The organism is Microtetraspora fusca, from assembly GCF_001570365.1.
In the GTDB taxonomy this organism is placed as follows: Bacteria; Actinomycetota; Actinomycetes; order Streptosporangiales; family Streptosporangiaceae; genus Microtetraspora; species Microtetraspora fusca.
The window spans coordinates 221,646-238,116 of the sequence record NZ_BBYK01000044.1 but is presented as its reverse complement, the minus strand read 5'-3'; the positions used below and the strand labels follow the sequence as shown (position 1 = coordinate 238,116).

13 protein-coding genes are annotated in these 16,471 nt (G+C 72.8%); 6 read left to right on the top strand and 7 right to left on the bottom strand.

The annotated features are described in order from the left end of the window. Positions 1-171: 171 nt before the first annotated feature. The 4 genes from AWQ68_RS42415 (at position 172) to AWQ68_RS13655 (ending at position 4,365) form a co-directional block, all read left to right on the top strand. The gene (locus AWQ68_RS42415; RefSeq protein ID WP_157545276.1) at positions 172-339 is read left to right on the top strand and encodes a hypothetical protein; all 168 of its coding nucleotides are present in this window, start codon (positions 172-174) and stop codon (positions 337-339) included. Between the two features lie 3 nt (positions 340-342). Beyond that, entirely contained in the window at positions 343-2,352 is a 2,010-nt protein-coding gene (locus AWQ68_RS13665; RefSeq protein WP_066940075.1) for a sensor histidine kinase, read from the top strand. Further along, positions 2,349-3,002, top strand: a complete 654-nt coding sequence (locus tag AWQ68_RS13660) for a response regulator (protein WP_066940072.1) — start codon at positions 2,349-2,351, stop codon at positions 3,000-3,002. Before AWQ68_RS13665 ends, AWQ68_RS13660 begins: the two co-directional genes overlap by 4 nt. A gap of 103 nt (positions 3,003-3,105) precedes the next feature. Next, entirely contained in the window at positions 3,106-4,365 is a 1,260-nt protein-coding gene (locus tag AWQ68_RS13655) for an alpha/beta hydrolase (protein ID WP_066940069.1), read from the top strand. 177 nt (positions 4,366-4,542) lie between these two features. Here the strand turns inward: AWQ68_RS13655 and AWQ68_RS13650 are convergent, their stop codons facing one another. Further along, entirely contained in the window at positions 4,543-5,313 is a 771-nt protein-coding gene (locus tag AWQ68_RS13650) for a nucleotidyltransferase domain-containing protein (protein ID WP_066940065.1), read from the bottom strand. Positions 5,314-5,575: 262 nt separating this feature from the next. Here AWQ68_RS13650 and AWQ68_RS13645 point away from each other — a divergent pair, with 262 nt between their 5' ends. Beyond that, the gene (locus AWQ68_RS13645; RefSeq protein WP_157545274.1) at positions 5,576-7,840 is read left to right on the top strand and encodes an MMPL family transporter; all 2,265 of its coding nucleotides are present in this window, start codon (positions 5,576-5,578) and stop codon (positions 7,838-7,840) included. A 273-nt stretch (positions 7,841-8,113) separates the two neighbouring features. Here AWQ68_RS13645 and AWQ68_RS13640 read toward each other — a convergent pair whose 3' ends face one another. Together AWQ68_RS13640 and AWQ68_RS13635 are read right to left on the bottom strand one after the other, a co-directional pair. After that, on the bottom strand, positions 8,114-10,384 hold the full coding sequence (locus tag AWQ68_RS13640; protein ID WP_157545272.1) for a polyprenyl synthetase family protein: 2,271 nt from the start codon (positions 10,382-10,384) through the stop codon (positions 8,114-8,116). Between the two features lie 271 nt (positions 10,385-10,655). Then, positions 10,656-11,678 (bottom strand): DNA polymerase IV, encoded by a 1,023-nt coding sequence (locus AWQ68_RS13635; protein ID WP_066940056.1) that lies wholly within the window; start codon positions 11,676-11,678, stop codon positions 10,656-10,658. 114 nt (positions 11,679-11,792) lie between these two features. Between AWQ68_RS13635 and AWQ68_RS13630 the strand changes: the two genes are divergently transcribed. After that, positions 11,793-12,515, top strand: coding sequence for a class I SAM-dependent methyltransferase (locus tag AWQ68_RS13630; RefSeq protein ID WP_066940053.1), 723 nt, complete (start codon positions 11,793-11,795; stop codon positions 12,513-12,515). Positions 12,516-12,568: 53 nt separating this feature from the next. On the opposite strand, the gene AWQ68_RS13625 is transcribed toward AWQ68_RS13630, so the two are convergent. From AWQ68_RS13625 to AWQ68_RS13610, 4 genes are all read right to left on the bottom strand, one after another. Continuing rightward, complete coding sequence (locus tag AWQ68_RS13625) at positions 12,569-13,483, bottom strand: LLM class flavin-dependent oxidoreductase (RefSeq protein WP_066940050.1); 915 nt, start codon at positions 13,481-13,483, stop codon at positions 12,569-12,571. A 141-nt stretch (positions 13,484-13,624) separates the two neighbouring features. After that, positions 13,625-14,617: an aldo/keto reductase gene (locus AWQ68_RS13620; RefSeq protein WP_066940047.1), complete on the bottom strand. Its 993-nt coding sequence runs from the start codon at positions 14,615-14,617 to the stop codon at positions 13,625-13,627. Between the two features lie 39 nt (positions 14,618-14,656). Continuing rightward, positions 14,657-15,751: an NAD(P)/FAD-dependent oxidoreductase gene (locus tag AWQ68_RS13615; protein ID WP_066940044.1), complete on the bottom strand. Its 1,095-nt coding sequence runs from the start codon at positions 15,749-15,751 to the stop codon at positions 14,657-14,659. A gap of 116 nt (positions 15,752-15,867) precedes the next feature. Next, entirely contained in the window at positions 15,868-16,350 is a 483-nt protein-coding gene (locus AWQ68_RS13610; protein ID WP_174554104.1) for a MarR family winged helix-turn-helix transcriptional regulator, read from the bottom strand. Between the last annotated feature and the right edge of the window lie 121 nt (positions 16,351-16,471).

Here is a 16,471-nt window from a genome sequence, read left to right as displayed (position 1 = left end):
GCCCACCAGCGCGGAATCCCGCCGGGCGACCCGCAGCACGTACGGGGAACCCGAACCCGCAGGCCCCGAGGAGGAACAGGGTGACCACCGTCAGCGGCTTGTCGTGGGCCACCACTGGCAGGGGCATCCTTCGTGGAGGCCCGGTGAAGGGGACGCCGGTAGCCTGGCGGCATGGGAGGAAGCGGCGAGCCGGGGAAGTTTCCGCGCCGCCGTGCCGCCGGCACCCCGGCCGGGCGGCGCAGGATGACCGGCCTGCACTGCGAGGGGTCCGCCGCGGCCGCGCTCGAACGCGGCCTGGTCCATGAGGCCCCGTCGCGCGCTTCCGCGGACGCGGACTGAGCCATGCTGCCCGGCTGGCTGTGGTGGGTCCCGCCGCTCATCGTGACGGCGGCGCTGTACGGCCTGGCCCTGCGGCGGACCGCGGGCGTGGCCGCCGGGGGCGTCGCGGTCGCCGCGGCGTTGAGCGCGGGCACGGCGATCGCGCTCGGAGAGCCGGCCAGGTCCGTCACCGGCGTGGCGCTGCTGGCCGTCGGCCTCGGCGCGGTCACGTGGGCCCTCGGCAGGGCGCGCAGGCGCGGCCGGGCGCGACGCCTCGCATTGGCCGCGTACCGGGCGGCCGCGCCGGACGTTCCCGGGGTCGCGGCCGAGGTCGAGCGGCACCGCCTCGCCGCCGAACTCCACGACACCGCCGCCCACAGGCTCACCGGCATCGTGGTCGGCTCCGCGTCCGCGCTGCGCCTCGCCGATCAGGCCCTGGTCGAGGAGGCGGCCCGGCACGCCGCCGAGACCGGACGGCTCGCCGTCGAGGAGCTGGAGCGGCTGACCGACGCCGACACCCCGGCCGGCCGTGGGGACTTCGCCGATCTGGATGCCCTGATCGCCACCTGGCCCGACCCCCGGCTCAGCTACCGCAGAACGGGCGGGAGCGCCCCGCCGGAGATCGCCGCGGTCGCGTACCGGGTGGTCCGCGAGGCGCTGACGAACGCCCTGCGGTACGGGCCGGGAGGCGACGTGCGGGTCGGCGTGGAGCGCGAGCACGGCCGCCTGCTCGTCTCGGTCGTCAACACTCCAGGCGACCCGGCCGTGAACGGCGGGGACGTGGCGCGCGGGCTGGGCGGCGGTCACGGACTCGCGGGACTCAGGGCGGCGACGGCCGCCTGCGGCGGCTCCCTGTCCGCGGGGCCGGAGGGCCAGGGGTGGGCCGTACGCGCCGAACTCCCGCTCGCCCCCGAAGACCGCCCGCCGTCCTCGCCGTCCTCGACGTACTCGCCGTCCTCGCCGTCCTCGACGTACGAGTGGCGCGGCCGGCAGGCGGCCGACGTGGCGCTGGCGATCCTCGCGCTGGCGCTGTCCATCGGGACGAGCCTGGTGACGGCCGACGTGCCCGAGGAGCTGCCCGGAGAGGTCGCCCTGCTGGTGCCGCTCTTCGCCGCGCACGCCCTGCCGCTCGCCCTGCGCAGGCGGGCGCCGCTCGCCGGCCTCGCGGCCGCGCTGTCGGTCTATCCGCTTCTGCTCGCCGCCGGGCTCGCCGGCTGGACGACGCAGCCCGCGGGAGACGTCTTCCTGTGGTGTCTCTGGGTGGAGCTGGCGCTGCTGTACGCGGTGGGCGCGTACGGCCGGCCCGCGCTCCGGCGGTGGGGCGCCATGGCCCCGGCGGCCGTGGCGGCGGTGGGCGGGCTCGCCCTGGCGTGCGGGCCCGGGATCATCGGAAACCGGCTGGCGGCGTGGGCGGTGCTGGCCATGGGTGTCGCGGTCCCCGCGACGGCGACGTGGGCGCTCGGCCTCGCGGTCGCGGCCCGGCGCGGGCGGCGCCGTACGGCCATGGCCAGGGAACGGGACCTGCTCGGCCGCGAGGCGGCGGCGGTCGTGCTGGCGGAGCGGAGCCGCCTGGCGGCGGAGCTGCGCCGTACGGCACTGCGACACGCCAGGGCCATCGTGGCGGCCGCGGACGCGCGTCGGCTGGACGACGTGCTGGCCGAGGCCAGGGCCGGGCTGGCCGCGCTCAGGGAGTCGCTCGACGAGCTGCGGCTTCAAGGGGACGACCCGCCGCCGACCATCGCGGGGATCGCCCTGCTCGCCGCGCGGCACCAGGGCGCCGTCCGTTACGCCGGGACGCGGCGTGCGGCGTCCCCGAGCGTGGAGGTCGCCGCGTTCCGGGCGGCCGAGCTGATCCTGCGGCACGGCGGGCCGGAGGTCACCGTGGCCTGCCACGCGGACGGCGTGGCGGTGTCGGGGCCGTCCTCCCCTGGCGCGGAGCGGCGGCTACGCGCGCTGGCCGACGCGGCCGGAGGCGGCTTCTCGCAGGACGAGTATGGGACGACGAGGGTGTGGATCCCGGAGGTGCTGGCGTGATCAGGGTGACGGTCGCCGACGATCAGGCGGTGGTGCGGGTGGGCATCGCGGCGGTCCTGGACGCCGAACCCGACCTGAGTGTGGTGGGTCAGGCGGCGGACGGCGAGGCCGCCGTGGCGCTGGCCGTGGCGCTGCGGCCCGACGTGGCCCTCATGGACATCCGGATGCCGGGCCTGGACGGGCTGCGCGCGACCGCCAGGATCGGCGCCGAGGCACCCGGCACGCGGGTCGTCGTGCTGACGACGTTCGGCTTCGACGAGTACCTGTTCGCCGCGCTCCGCGCGGGCGCCAGCGGGTTCCTCCTCAAGGACACCGAGCCGGAGCGGCTCGCCGACGCGGTCCGGGTGGTGGCCTCGGGAGACGCGCTCCTCGACCCGGGGGTCACCCGGCGGCTCATCGACCGGTTCGCGTCCGAGCCCGAACCCCGCGACGCGGCGGTACTCCGCACGCTGACCCGGCGCGAGACCGAGGTGCTGACGCAGATGGCCCGCGGCCTCACCAACGCCGAGATCGGCGAGGTGCTCGGCATCAGCCCCGCGACCGTCAAGGACCACGTCGCGGTGATCCTCGCCAAGCTCGGGGTCCGCGACCGTCTCCAGGCGACCATCGCCGCGTACGAGACCGGCCTGATCCGCCCGGGGGTCCGCTGAGCCGGACTTCGCCGAGGGGGAGGGCGACCCCGCCGCGCGGCGGGGGTGACGACGGTTCCGCGGCATGAGGTGGCGGCGAGATCGGCTTCCTAGCGTCGTTCGCATGAGATCCAACCTGTTGTACGGCGGTGCGTGGGCGCTCGCCGGGATGATCGCCGCGGTCGTGGCCGGGACGGCGGCGCTCCTCGGGACGGCCGCCCTCGTCCCGGTGGTGGCGGTGTTCGGCGCGGCCGGCTTGATGGCGGCGGCCGGAGCCGCCTGGCTGTTCGGACGCCCCGCCGTCCGGCGGTTCGGCGCGCCGCGGGCGCTGTGGCCGTACGTCGCCGTGGTGGTCCTCTTGGGCGCCTGCCTCGGGGCCGCCACGGTCTTCCACCCCTTCCCCGTGCCGCCAGTGGCCGCGGCCCCGCCCGGGGTCTCCCACTGGGACCTGCCCACGGGCTCCCGCATCGCGTACGTGAAGATCCCCGCGTCGGGGCGGGCCCGGCCGACGCCGGTGATCTTCCTGCACGGCGGGCCGGGGACGCCGGGAGAGGGCGTCCCCGAGGGGGGACGGGAGCTGGCCGCCGCCGGTTTCGACGTCTACGCGTACGACCAGGTCGGCGCCGGCCGCTCCACGCGGCTGGCCGACGTGACCGGCTACACGGTCGGCCGGCACGTCGCCGACCTGGACGCTATCCGCCGCGCGATCCACGCCGAGAAGGTCATCCTCGTCGGCAGGTCCTGGGGCGGGACGCTGTCGGCGGCCTACATGGCCGCCCATCCCGGCAACGTCGCCAAGGCCGTGCTCACCTCGCCCGGCGCGATCTGGGAACCGGCCTTCCCCGGTGGGCCGGGCGGCCCCTGGGACCGGCTCGCCCCGGCCCAGGCCGAACTCGCCGACGAGCTGACCTCCACCCCCCGGTTCCTCGCCCAGGCGCTGCTGCTCCAGGTCAACCCGGCCGCCGCGCACGCCCTCGTGCCCGACTCCGAGGCCGACGCGTACTTCCGCGAGCTGCTGCTCACCGCCAAGGACGCCACCGGTTGCCCGGGCAGCGCGCCCGCGCCCGTCCACGACAACCGGCCCGGCTTCTACTCCAACCAGATGACGTCCGCCGACGCGGCCGCCGTCCCCGACCCGCGGCCGCGGCTGCGTGCCGTCCACGTGCCCACGCTCGTCGTACGGGGCGAGTGCGACTACCTGAAGTGGGCGGTCACCTACGACTACCGCCGCACGCTGCCCGAATCGACCCTCGTCTACGTGCGCGGCGCCGGGCACTCGATCGCGAACGGCCGCCCCGACCTCTACCGCGACCTGCTCCTGGCCTTCCTTCTCGACCGGCCGCTGCCCCTCCCGCCGGTCACGTCGGCGGACGAGCCCGCCTGAGCCGGCCGTCCGACCGGCCCGGCGGGTCGCGAGGGGCGCGGCGGTGTCTGGACTGAGGAATGAGTGGGCTCAATCACTACAGCGCCGAACTATCACGCGAGGGGCGCGGCGGTGAAGTAACTGAGGAACGCCCGGAGCGAGGAACGAGTGAGGACGTGACGAGGGCACGAGCCGACTTCAGGCGCCCCGAGCCCGCGCGAGCGAAGCGAGCGCAAATAGAGCCGCGGCCTCGTCGATCGCCCGGGTCAGGGCCTCCGGCTCCGGCCGTAGTGTCGCGACGATCGCGTCGATGTCGCGCAGCCCGGCTCGCTGCAGCAGCCGCTTCTCGTTGGTCACCCATTCGCCGCGCGCGGCGAGGACGGCGTGGGCGGTCTGCATCGCCGCGACGGCGACAGCTCCCGCGACCTCGGTGACCTGGCCGCGCGCGGCGTAGGCGGACCTGGCGTACCGGAGCGTCAGGTCCGCACGGCCCCGCCACATCGGCGGGGCCGCCGCGCGCAGCGGCGCAGGGTAGGCGGGACGGGGCAGCGTGCCGCGGAGCACCTGGTTGACGGCCAGCTCGGCCACCACCAGATAGCTGGGGATGCCGGCCAGGTGGAACATGAGCGGCTCCCAGTGGAAGCGCCCCTGCTCCGCCTCGGCGAGCTCGTGCTCCACGACGTCGAGGTCGCGGTAGTGGACGTCCACGCGGCGTCCGTCGATGTCGAGCCACGCGCCGCCGTTGAAGACGCCCCCACCCCAGCCGCCGATCTCGGAGACCTCGCCCTCCCAGCCGACGGCGCGCAGGTCGGCCGGGTCGAAGCCGCCGCGGTAGTAGAGGGCGAAATCCCAGTCGCTGGACGGGGTGTGGGTGCCCTGCGCGCGGGAGCCGCCCAGCGTGACGGCACGTACGGCGGGCAGGGCGGCGAGGCGGTCGGCGACGTGGTCGAGAAACGTCTGGTCGGTCATCGAAGGCGCTCTTTCGGAAGTGGACGATTCGGATGCGGACACGATCAGTCCGACGCCGGAGCACGGCTCGTACGGCGTCGGGCAAGGGGACGGCGCGTCGTCACTTCACGGGACCAGAGCGTACCTCCGGCCTTTCCCGGACCCTCACTCGCCTGGGTGGCGCGGGGTTCGCGGTCGCGGCGGAAACGTCGGTCGGCATGGCTACGATCTGTGCTTGCTCGATCTCTCTTTGTGATTTCCGTTGATCGTCCTGGAGGGGCTGATGGCGTTGTCATCCCGGGCGTCGGCCGGCGGGCCGCGGTCCGTGTCGGGGCGCCGCTCCGTCTGGCTGTGGCTGGGGGAGGCGGTGGCGCGCCGTCACCGGGCGGTGCTGGCCGTGTGGCTGGTACTGCTGGCCGCGTCGGCCCTGATGGCGCCCGGTCTGCTCCAGCGGGCCGTCGCGCCCGCCGTGCGAGTGAACGGATCGCCTTCGGCGGCGGGGGCGAACCTGCTGGAGCACGGCTTCGCCGGGCTGGGCACCGAGCAGATGCTGCTCGTGTTCGCGTCGGCGACGCTGTCGAGCGGCGACGAGACGTACCAGCGCGCGCTCCAGGCCGGGGTGCGCGCGGTGTCGGCCCAGCCGCAGGTCGGCGGGGTGCAGCTCCTGCCTCCGCTGCGCGGCCAGGACGGGCGGCGGGCGTACGCGATCGTCGGCCTGAACGGGGACCAGGCGGCGCGCCAGGCGGCTCTGCCGCTACTGCGTGACGCCGCCCAGCGCGCCGTACGGCAGGCGTCCGACTCTCTCGTGGACGCGCACATCGTGGGCGAGACCGCCACGCTCGCGGAGGCCAAGCAGGCCGATCTGGCCGACCTGCGGCGGGCCGAGCTGGTGGCGGTCCCAGTGGCGCTGCTGGCGCTGCTGATCGGCCTGGGGGCGGCCGGCGCCGCTCTGGTGGTGCTGGCGACGGCCCTGACCGTCATGGTGACGGCTCTGGGCGTGCTCGCGGCGGCGAGCCTGCTCGGCACCGAGACGGACACCTTCATGCTGGCGGTGGCGGCGACCGTCGGGATGGGCCTCGGGCTGGACTACGCGCTGCTGATCCTCCTGCGCTACCGCCGCGCCCGTGGCATGGGGCATGACCGAGTGCACGCCGCCGGGGTCGCCACGAGCACCGCGGGGCGGACGGCGGGCTGGTGTGCCCTGGCGGTCGCGCTGACGGCGGCGGCGCTCCTCGTGGTGCGCATGTCGATGATCCGCACGATGGCGGCGGCGGTGGGCATAGCGGCCGTGATCGCCGCGACGGCGGCCCTGACGTTGCTGCCCGCCGCGCTGGTGGCCGCCGACCGGTGGCTGGCCCGGGGGCGGCTGAGACTGCCGCGCCGACGGCGCGCCGCCGGCCGGCGCCGGCGCGTCCACCCCGGCCGGCCGGAACGCGACGGAGACGGCGGCGGGTGGAGCCGGTGGGCGCGCCACCTGATGCGCCATCCCATCGCGTACACGCTGGCCTGCGCCGGTGTGCTCGCCGCCGCCGCGGCGCCGGCCGCCGGCCTGCACCTGGGCTTCGACCTGGACCGCGCCTCGATCGCCCGGACCGATCTCGGGCGAGGGCTGACGTACATGGAGGCCGACGGGGTCGCGTCCGCGCTGGCCGTGGTGCTGCCGCATGCGACGGGAGCGCCGCTGGTCGACACCGGCCCGCTGGTCACCGCGCTCCGCGCGGACCCGCGGGTCGCTCTGGCGGCCCCCATGGACAACGGCCGCGACCTGACCGTCATCCTCGTCGTGGTGCGCACGCCGATCGACGATCCGGTGACCACGGCGCTGGCGCGGCGGCTCACGGATCACGACGCTCCGGCCCTGCTGCCGCCCGGCCAGCGCGTCCTGGTGACCGGGCCCAACGCGATCTTCTCCGAGCTGGTCGAGGAGAGCACCGCCCAGCTCGGCACGGTGATCGCGCTCGTGCTCGGGTGCTCGCTGGTCTTCCTGCTGGTGACCTTCCGCAGCGTCCTGCTGCCGATCAAGGCCGTCGTGATGAACCTGCTCGCCGTCACCGCCGCGTTCGGCCTGCTGACCCTGGCCACCCGCCACTTCCCGCAGATCGTCGGCCACCAGGTCAACACGCTGATCCCGCTGCTGGCCTTCACGCTGGTGTTCGGCCTCTCGATCGACTACGAGATGTTCCTCATCCACCGCATCGCCGAGCACTACCACGTCAGTGGGGACAACACCGACGCCGTGGTCCACGGCCTGCGCCACACCGCTCGGCCGATCACCGTCGCCGCGGCCGTCATGGTCACCACGTTCGGCGCGCTGCTCACCGCGCACCGCCACGAGCTGGCCCAGCTCGGCCTGGCCGTCGCCACCGCGATCGCCCTGGACGCCACCGTCATCAGGCTGGCCCTGGTCCCGGCCCTGATGCGCATTCTCGGCGCGCGCAACTGGTGGCTGCCCGGCGGGCTGGCGCGGCTGTTGCCCGCGCCACGCGGCGGCTCCGGCGTCGTGCCCGGCGAGACCACCGCCCTCCCCGAACCCTCGGACGTCACGTGACAGGGCGGCACGGCAGGACCTCCGGGGCGGCGCCGAAGGGCACGGCAGCCGCCACCGGGTGCCGGGGGACAGCGAGGTTCAGCGAGGCCCGAGCGCCTGGGGCCGCATTGGGGCATCGCACGACAGCCACCGCCGGGTGGCGTTCGGCGAGGCCAGAGTGCCTCAGACCGCCTTGGGGTACTCACCTGGCAGCCACCGCCGGGGGATAGCGAGGTTCAGCGAGTCCCCGAACGTCGGGCCGGGGTCGCCGTGGGCCGGCTCCCCGGCGGACGGTTATTCGTCGAGGTAGCGCTGGGCGGCATAGATGCCGAGGGCGCGGATCGTGATCGTGTGCCGGTTGAGGGGCAGCAGATCCTGCAGCGGCTTCCATGCCTGGTCGATCACCTCGCGGGCGTCGGCCAGCGCCGCCGCGACGGCGCCGCAGTCCCGCAGGGCCTCGGCGACGCGGACCGCGGCGGCCGGGTCGGCGGTGCCGCCCGCGCGGACGATCTCCCAGACCTCGCGCAGCCGGGGCCGGGGCAGGAGGGTGACGGCGTGGGCCAGGGGCAGGGTGACCTTCGCCTCGCGGATGTCCTCGCCGGCGACCCGGGCGACCCGGGCGGCGGCGTCGCCGGGGGAGGCGAGCAGGCCGAGCAGGTCAGCGATGTCGTCGTTGATCTGGTAGGCCAGCCCCACGGCCTCGTAATACGCGCTGATCGCGGCGAACCGCTCGTCGTCCGCGTCGGCCAGGATCGCCCCGAACTCTCCCACTCCGCGGACCACTCCGCCGGTCTTCAGCCGGTGCGTGGTCCGCACCCTCTGCAGCACCGTGCCGGCGTCCCCCGTGGCGACGGCGGCGTCCATGGCGTCGTGGTGTCCGATGATGTCCAGCGCCTGCCCGGCGTGGCTGCGGCGCAGGCCGCCCAGGTAGGCCTCGTACAGGCGCAGCCGCCGTCGCGGGTCGTCGGGCAGCAGTCGTCGGACGACCTGGTCGAAGACGAAGTACGCGTGCGTCCCGGTGTTGATCGCGGTTGCCGGGCCGAACACGGTGTGGACCGAGGGACGGCCCCGGCGGGTCGGGGCGCTGTCCTCCACGTCGTCCACGATGAGACTGGCCGTGTGCAGCAACTCGGCCAGCGCGGTCAGCTCCGGATACGACCGGCTGTCCACGCCCAGCATCTCCATCGCGGCGAGCGCGCCGTAGCTGCGCCAGCCCTTGCCCATGGCGTCGGCCATGTGCCGGATCGGCGCGACCAGCGAGCGGTGCAGCGGGTCGGCGACGAGGTCGATGGGCCATCCCCCGTCCAGGTCCATCCCGGCCAACGCCGCGATCGCCGCAGGTTCCGGAGCATCCGGATATACGCGTACAAGCTCGGCATGGGTGACCTCACGCAGCCGCTCCATATGACGTTCGAAGTCGGGGATGCGGTTGACCGGCAGCACCTCCAGCCATCCGCTGCCGCGCACCGGTCGGCCGTGCAGCGTGCCCTCCGCCGTGGCGCCGCCGTCCAGCTGGGAGCCCAGGCCGAAGACGACGTACCGTTCCTGCTCGGGGAAGCGGGTGCGGACCCGTAGTGAGAGGCCCGCCTGAGGTGATTCGATCCGCCACTCCGTGGGATAGGAGTTCAGCGTCGTCATCGAGTTCCACGACGCGGCACCCGTGAGCTGCGCGGGAGCCTCGTGGCGGACGCCGTCCGGCGCCACGAGCACCACCGACGCCGGCCGGTCGGCCACGCCGCCGGCGAGGTCCGCCGTCCGGGAGTGGACGGCCACCACCTCCCAGCCGTTGTCCAGGTGCAACCCGCTCCACGTCCGGCTGTGGTCGATCGGCGCACGGGCGTCTGCCTGGGGAAGCTCGGCCGCGCCGAAGGCGTGCCGGTACATCGCCTCGCCGAACATCGCCGCGTCCCGCCGTCCCGGCCGGCTCCGCGTCGCCTCGACCGCCAGACGGGGCACGACGTACGTGTAGCACGCCTCGTCCACGCCGAGCGGGGCCCCCAGCCGCACCGATTCCGTCACGGCGGGCTTGAGGGGGCGCAGCCGCAGGCGCCAGCTCTCCCGGTCGCCGCGCAGGACGATGCGATAGGTGCCGTCGGTGTCCCCGGACAGCTCGGCGATCCCGCCGAAATCGAGACGCAGCTCACCGGCGGCGAGCCGGACCGGGCCGGGGAACACCTGGTCGGGGGCGATCGGCCGCCCGCTGGAGCAGGCCTCCCACACCGCCTCGCCCACACAGGGATCCCAACCTCTGGACGCGTCCAGACAGGTCAGCTCCAGCGCGCCGACGTCACGCCAGGTCTCGGTGCGGTAGGTGGCACCCTCCGCGGTACTCCAGGAACACCCGTACGAGGTCAACGGGCTGCCGTCCGGCCTGGTGGTCCGGTGGCTCATGAAGGTGACCAGGAGCTGGAGCTCCTCCCCGTCTTCATCGCGCAGGTCGGCGGCGAACCGCCACGACTCGGTTCCGCAGTCGAGGTGCGGCCGGTCCTGCGTGGGCACATCGACCGGCTCGCCCGGTCCGGGCCAGCTCGCCATCCACTCCGCCGGGACCTCCCGCTCGGCCACCACAGCATCTCCCTTTGTTGTGACTGTCAGCGATCGATTGATCGCGAACTGTAATGATGGGGGATGTGTGACACGACGGCCACCTGATCGGGAGGACTCGGAGCGCGCAAGATTCCGATGGGTGACGGCCGACGCGCCCCCGCGGGCGGTGAGTGGAAGGCACCGAGTCCACCGGATGCCGTGGCCTCCCGCACTCCGTGCCCACCGACCTTTCGCGAGGACCGCAGGTTCCTTCCGGGCCAAGTGACCGGCCAAGGTTCGTGGACGCTCCCTAGCCGGGGAACTCGGCTCTGACGCCCAGTAGCCGAACCGGCCGCCCTTCCGAGAAGCGGTCGAGGGCGGCGAGCGCCGCCTCCTCGATCGTCGCCGGCTCGGCCGTCGGCGTCTCCAGGGCGTGGCCGTGGGTGTGGGTGACGAACGGCGCGTAGCGCACCTTGACCACGACGCGGACCGCGGGCCGCCGCTCGGCGGCCACGTCGTCGGCCACCCGCCGGGCCAGCCGTACCACCTCGCGCCGCACCTCGTCCCAGTCGTCGAGGTTGTGCTGGAAGGTGGTCTCACGGCTGCGCGAACGCGGCACGTACGGCGTGCCGACCACCGGCGACGTGTCCTGGCCGCGGGCGAGCCGGACCAGCCACGGCCCGATCGTGGGGCCGAACCGTTCGGCGAGGACGCGCGGATCGGTGCCCGCCAGCTCGGACACGGTGCCGATCCCCATGGCGGCGAGCCGTCTGGCGGTCTTGGGCCCCACTCCCCACAGGGCGTCCGTCGGCCGGTCGCCCAGTACGTCGAACCACGTCTCGCCGGTCAGCCGGAAGACGCCGGCGGGCTTGCCGAAGCCGGTCGCCAGCTTGGCCTGCAGCTTGTTCCGTCCGATGCCGACCGTGCAGTCGAGGTCCGTGGACTCCCGTATCCGCCTCTGGATGAGCCGGGCCGTCCCCTCGGGATCGTCGTCGACGATGCCGAGGAACGCCTCGTCCCAGCCGACCACCTCGACCACGGCCTCGAACTCCCGCAGCGTCGCCATCACCTGAGCCGACGCCGCCTCGTACGCCTCGCGGTCCACGGGCAGGAACACCGCGTCCGGGCATCGCCGCGCCGCGGTGCGCAGCGGAAGGCCGGAGTGCACGCCGTACGGACGCGCCTCGTACGAGGCCGTGCTGACCACGCCGCGCTTGGTCGGGTCACCGTCCCCGCCGACGACGACCGGACGGCCGCGCAGCTCGGGACGGCGCAGCAACTCGACGGCGGCGACGAACTGGTCGAGGTCGACGTGCAGCACCCATCGGGCCACACCTCATTGTGTGCTCCGGCGCCCCGCCGAGCATGAGCCAGGGGCCACAGTGACGCCGAAGCCGAGATCGGAAAGACGGTCAGCCGCCCCGGGCGTGGAGTAGCGTGGCCCGCCGTGACCGACTTCATCTCCCTCCCCTTCTATGACCTGTTCCACGAAAACGGGCACGTGCCGGAGATCCGTAAGAAGCTCCCCCCGCTCCTCGCGGGGGTACGGCGCAGCATCCTGGAGATCGGCGCGGGGACCGGCCTGATCACCACGTCGCTGGCCGACTGGACGCCCGCCGAGATCTTCGCGCTGGAGCCCTCGGCCGGCATGCGCGCGGTGCTGCTGTCCCGGCTGGGCGCGCGTCCGGAACTGCTCGAGCGCGTGACCGTGCTCCCCGGCGACGCGCTGAGCGTGGCCCTGGACGAGCCGGTCGAGGCCATGGTGATGATCAACGTGATGTACGCCATGGAGTCGGGCTACCGCAAGCGGCTCTGGCCGGTGCTGGCGGCCCAGCTGGAACCCGGCGGGCTGCTGGTCTTCACCTGGCGCGCCGGCGGTGCCCCGCCGGTGCGCCCCCTCAAGGAGCTGGAGTCGCGTCAGGTCGGCCGGCACACCTACACGGTCTCCTCCGAGATCCTCGAGTCGGAGGGTTCGGAGGGGGCGGAGGGGGAGGTGTGTACGGCCCGCTACCTCTACCAGATCACCCAGGACGGCAAGGTGATCAGCGAGGAGGAGATCGTCGGCCACGCCTACCGTCCGGTGTGGGAGACGCTCGAAGGCGAGCTGGTCGGCGCCGGGTTCGTGCAGACCGATGCGCCCGAGGGGCTGCTCGCGTGGCGGCTCGCCTGAGGCGACCATCACGGTGCTCAAGCCGCTGCGCGGGATGGCACGTGATCCACCGCCTAGCCGTCTTCCTTCGCGATCGCTTCGCGTACGGCCGGGACGATCTCTGTGGCCCAGTGACCGAGGGAGACGAGGTCCTGCGTCCCGCCTTCGGGTGAGAAGAGCGTGAACCCGGATGCGCGATGCTCCAGTACGGCCTCGGTCAGTTCCTCGACCCACTGGCCCACCGAACCGCCGATCCAGCGGCCCTCGCGGTCGCGCGTGGCGGGCAGCGGCCGGTCGGTGATGCGCCCGGGGAGATTGAAGACCGTGCGGATCTCGTGCGGATCGCGGCCCACGGCCGCCGCCGCCTGGTCGATGATCGGTCGCGAGGTCCGATATCGGTCGCTGAGCCAATCCGCCGCGTGGCCGGGGATCCAGCCGTCGGCCACCCGGCCGGTGGCGGCCAGGGATTTCCGGCCGACCGATCCGGTCCACACGGGGGGCGCGGCCACGGGAGCGGGCTCGATCTGGTCAACCTGGTAGTGGCGGCCCTGGTAGGTGACCGGCGGTCCGCCACCCGACAGCTTCTTGACCAGGATGATCGCCTCTTCGAAGGCGTCCACGGCATCGGCCGGCGACAGCCGTGGCACTCCCATGTCCGAGATCCGATCCCACAACCCGCCCGCGCCCATGCCCAGCACGACGCGACCGCCGGACAGCGCCGACAGCGATGTCACCATCCGCGCCAGCATCGGAGCGGGGCGGGTCGGCAGGTTGGTCACGTTGGCGAAGCCCGAGATCTGCTGCGTGCGTCCGAGGATGAATCCGATGGAAGCGTAGGCGTCCAGCCGCCTGCCGATGTAGGGATGGTCCGACAGCGAGAAGTGGTCGAGCCCGTCGCGGTCGGCCTGTTCGACCATGCGCAGCAGCTCCGGCCCGTCGTCGATACCGCTGTGCGCGCCGAACCCGAAGACGACCTTTTGTACAGACAATTCTCTGCCTTTCATTCGATGTGCTGTGTCGCCGGTCAGTCCGCTGCGCACGGTGTGCCCGCGAAGCCGTCGTGGCATGGAGACGTCGGCAACGGCCCGGACGTGATCGCCGGCATGCCGGCGTTCAGAGTAGGGATGTGATCACCAGGCGTACGCCTCGGGTGCCGGCTTGGCCCCGTTCGGTCCCGGCGGCGGGAACAGCTGGTCCAGCTTGGCCAGGATGCCGTCGTCGAGTGTGATCTGCAGTGCGCGCAGCGAGCCGTCGAGCTGCTCGGTCGTACGCGGCCCGATGATCGGCCCGGTCACCCCGTCCTGCGCGAGCAGCCACGCCAGTCCGACGTGGGCCGGGTCCGCGCCGAGGTCGGCGCACAACTTCTCATATCTCTCAATGGTTTCCCGATGCTCGGCGAGCGTGGCGGCCGCGCGCCCCGAGGCGCCACGGGAGGCGCCCCCCTCCTTGAGCTTGCGCAGGGCGCCGCCGAGCACGCCACCGTTCAACGGCCCCCATGGGATCACGCCGACGCCGTACGCCCGGGCTGCGGGCAGCACCTCCAGTTCGGCCCAACGGGTCATCAGGTTGTACCTCGACTGTTCGGAGACCAGTCCGAGGAAGTGCCGGGACCGCGCGGCCTCCTGCGCCTGCGCGATGTGCCAGCCCGCGAAGTTGGACGAGCCGAAGTACAGCACCTTCCCCTGCTGGCGCAGAACGCTGAACGCCTCCCAGATCTCCTCCCAGGGCGTATTCCGGTCGATGTGGTGCATCTGGTACAGGTCGATGTAGTCGGTCTGGAGCCGCTTGAGCGACGCCTCGAACGCGCGCCGGATGTGCAGTGCGGACAGGAACGACTCGTTGGGCCCATCGCCCGTCGGGAGGTAGACCTTGGTGGCCAGCACCGTCTTGGCGCGCCGGTCGCCGCCGGCGGCGAACCACCGGCCGATGATCTCCTCGGTGACGCCGTCGCCCGGCTGGATGCCGTACACGTTGGCCGTGTCGAAGAAGTTGATTCCGTGTGCGTGCGCACGGTCCATGATCGCGTGACTGTCGGCTTCGGATGCTTGCGGCCCGAAGTTCATGGTGCCCAGGACCAGCCGGGACACCGACAGGCCGCTGCGGCCCAGGCGGGTGTACTGCATGTGTGCCAACCCTTCAGGTGGTCTCTTCCGGCTGTCTCTTCAGACTGTGGGGCCGAACTGCTCGATGAAACGGCCGGTGAACAGGTCCGTGCCCTTGAACTCGGCGACCATCGACGCCGGAGCGACGAACGGGCCCTCGGGAGAGGGCAGCTGGCCCACACCGCCGTTCGGACCGAGCGGGAGCAGGATCATGGGGTAGGGCAGAGGCTGGTAGGTGGCCGTGGGCTGCTCGCCGTTCAGCTGGGCGGTGATGTTCTTGGCGACCACCTCGGCGTGCTGCATCGCGTAGCCGGCCATCTTGGCCTCCGCGACATCGGTGATGTCGCCGACCGCGTAGACGTTGTCGTACTCCTCGACGTTGAGGAACTCGGTCACGGGGACCTGGCCCCGCGAGTTGAGAGTCGTGAGCTTGCCGTCCGCGAGGTAGCCGCTGTTGGTGCTCACCCCATAAGCGCGGAACCAGATGTCGGCGGTGATCTCCTCGCCGTCGGTGGTGGCGACGGCGAACGGGTCGGCCCGGCCGGGTTCGGTGCTCGGCAGCGCCGCCAGGCTGGTGCCCAGGCGTACCTCGACGCCCCGGGCATCGAGCTGGCCGTGCAGGTCCTCGACCACCTCCGGCTGGAACCCGGGGAGCAGTTCCCCGGCCGGGTCGACGATGGTCACGTGCTTGCCCGGCCAGACCTCCTTGATCTCTCCGGCCAGTTCCAGGCCGACCGGACCCGCACCCAGGATCAGCACCTTGTCGGCCTGGCGCAGTTCCTTGTGCGTCCAGCGCAGGTCGTCCATCGCCGCGCTGATCGAGTCGGAGGCGGGCTTGGCCGGGTAGGTGTAGCTGGACCCGGTGGCCAGGACCACGTAGTCCGCCGCAACACGCTCGCCCGAGGCCAGGGTGACACCGCCGGGGTCCACCGAGACCGCGCGGTCGCGTACCACCGTGCCCTTGGTAAGCAACGTCTCGAAGGGGAAGAACATGTTGCTCGCCCAGTCGGGCTGGGCCAGTGCCCGCAGCGATCCGGCCGAGTTGACGAACGCGTCCCGGGGATCAATGAGGACGACGTCGGCCTCGGACTCCAGCGCCTTGGCGACCGAAGCGCCTCCGTAGCCTCCGCCAATGACCGCCACTGTGCGACTCATGATTTCGTGCTCCTCAGAGAAGGTTGCAGTTCGTGCCACGAACTAGAAAGTTCGTGACACGAACCATATTAGTTCGTGCCACGAACTGCAACCCTCGGGGAGCGCGGTTTCGCGCGTCAGCGCTCGCGAGCGGCGGAGCCTCCTTCGTCCGGTTCCAGGAAGACCGCAGGAACCTCGTTGTCCAGCACGACGCGGCCCAGCAGGGCGGCGAGCGTGTCTCGTTCAGCCGGATTGAGACTCCCCGGCAACTCCTCGATCCGCCTGCACGTCTCGGTATAGAACTCCCCTGCCACCTTGCTGCCTTGCGCGGTTAGCGCGACCCACACCGCACGCGTGTCCTGCGGATCCGGCTCACGCCGAACCAGGCCGTTGCGCTCGGTGCGGTCCACCAGGCCGGTGAGGCTCGACTTGGCGAGACTCAGCATCGCCCCCAACTCGCTCATGCCGTGCGGACGCGCCATCAGCACACACAGCAACTGCCCCTGCTGCGGAGTCAGTCCGTACTCCCGCGCCGACTTGGCGTACACGGCATTCACCAGGAACGAGGACCGCACCAGCGCGGCCACAATCCCGATCGGGCCATCATCAGGTTTACCCATTCGGCCAGGATAACACCGGGCATCTTTTTAATTCGTGCGACGAACTATGCATGTCCGCGCGTGGAGAGAGGCGGCCGGGCGCGGCACGCTGTTCGAGATCGGCGTCGGGTTCGGGCTTACT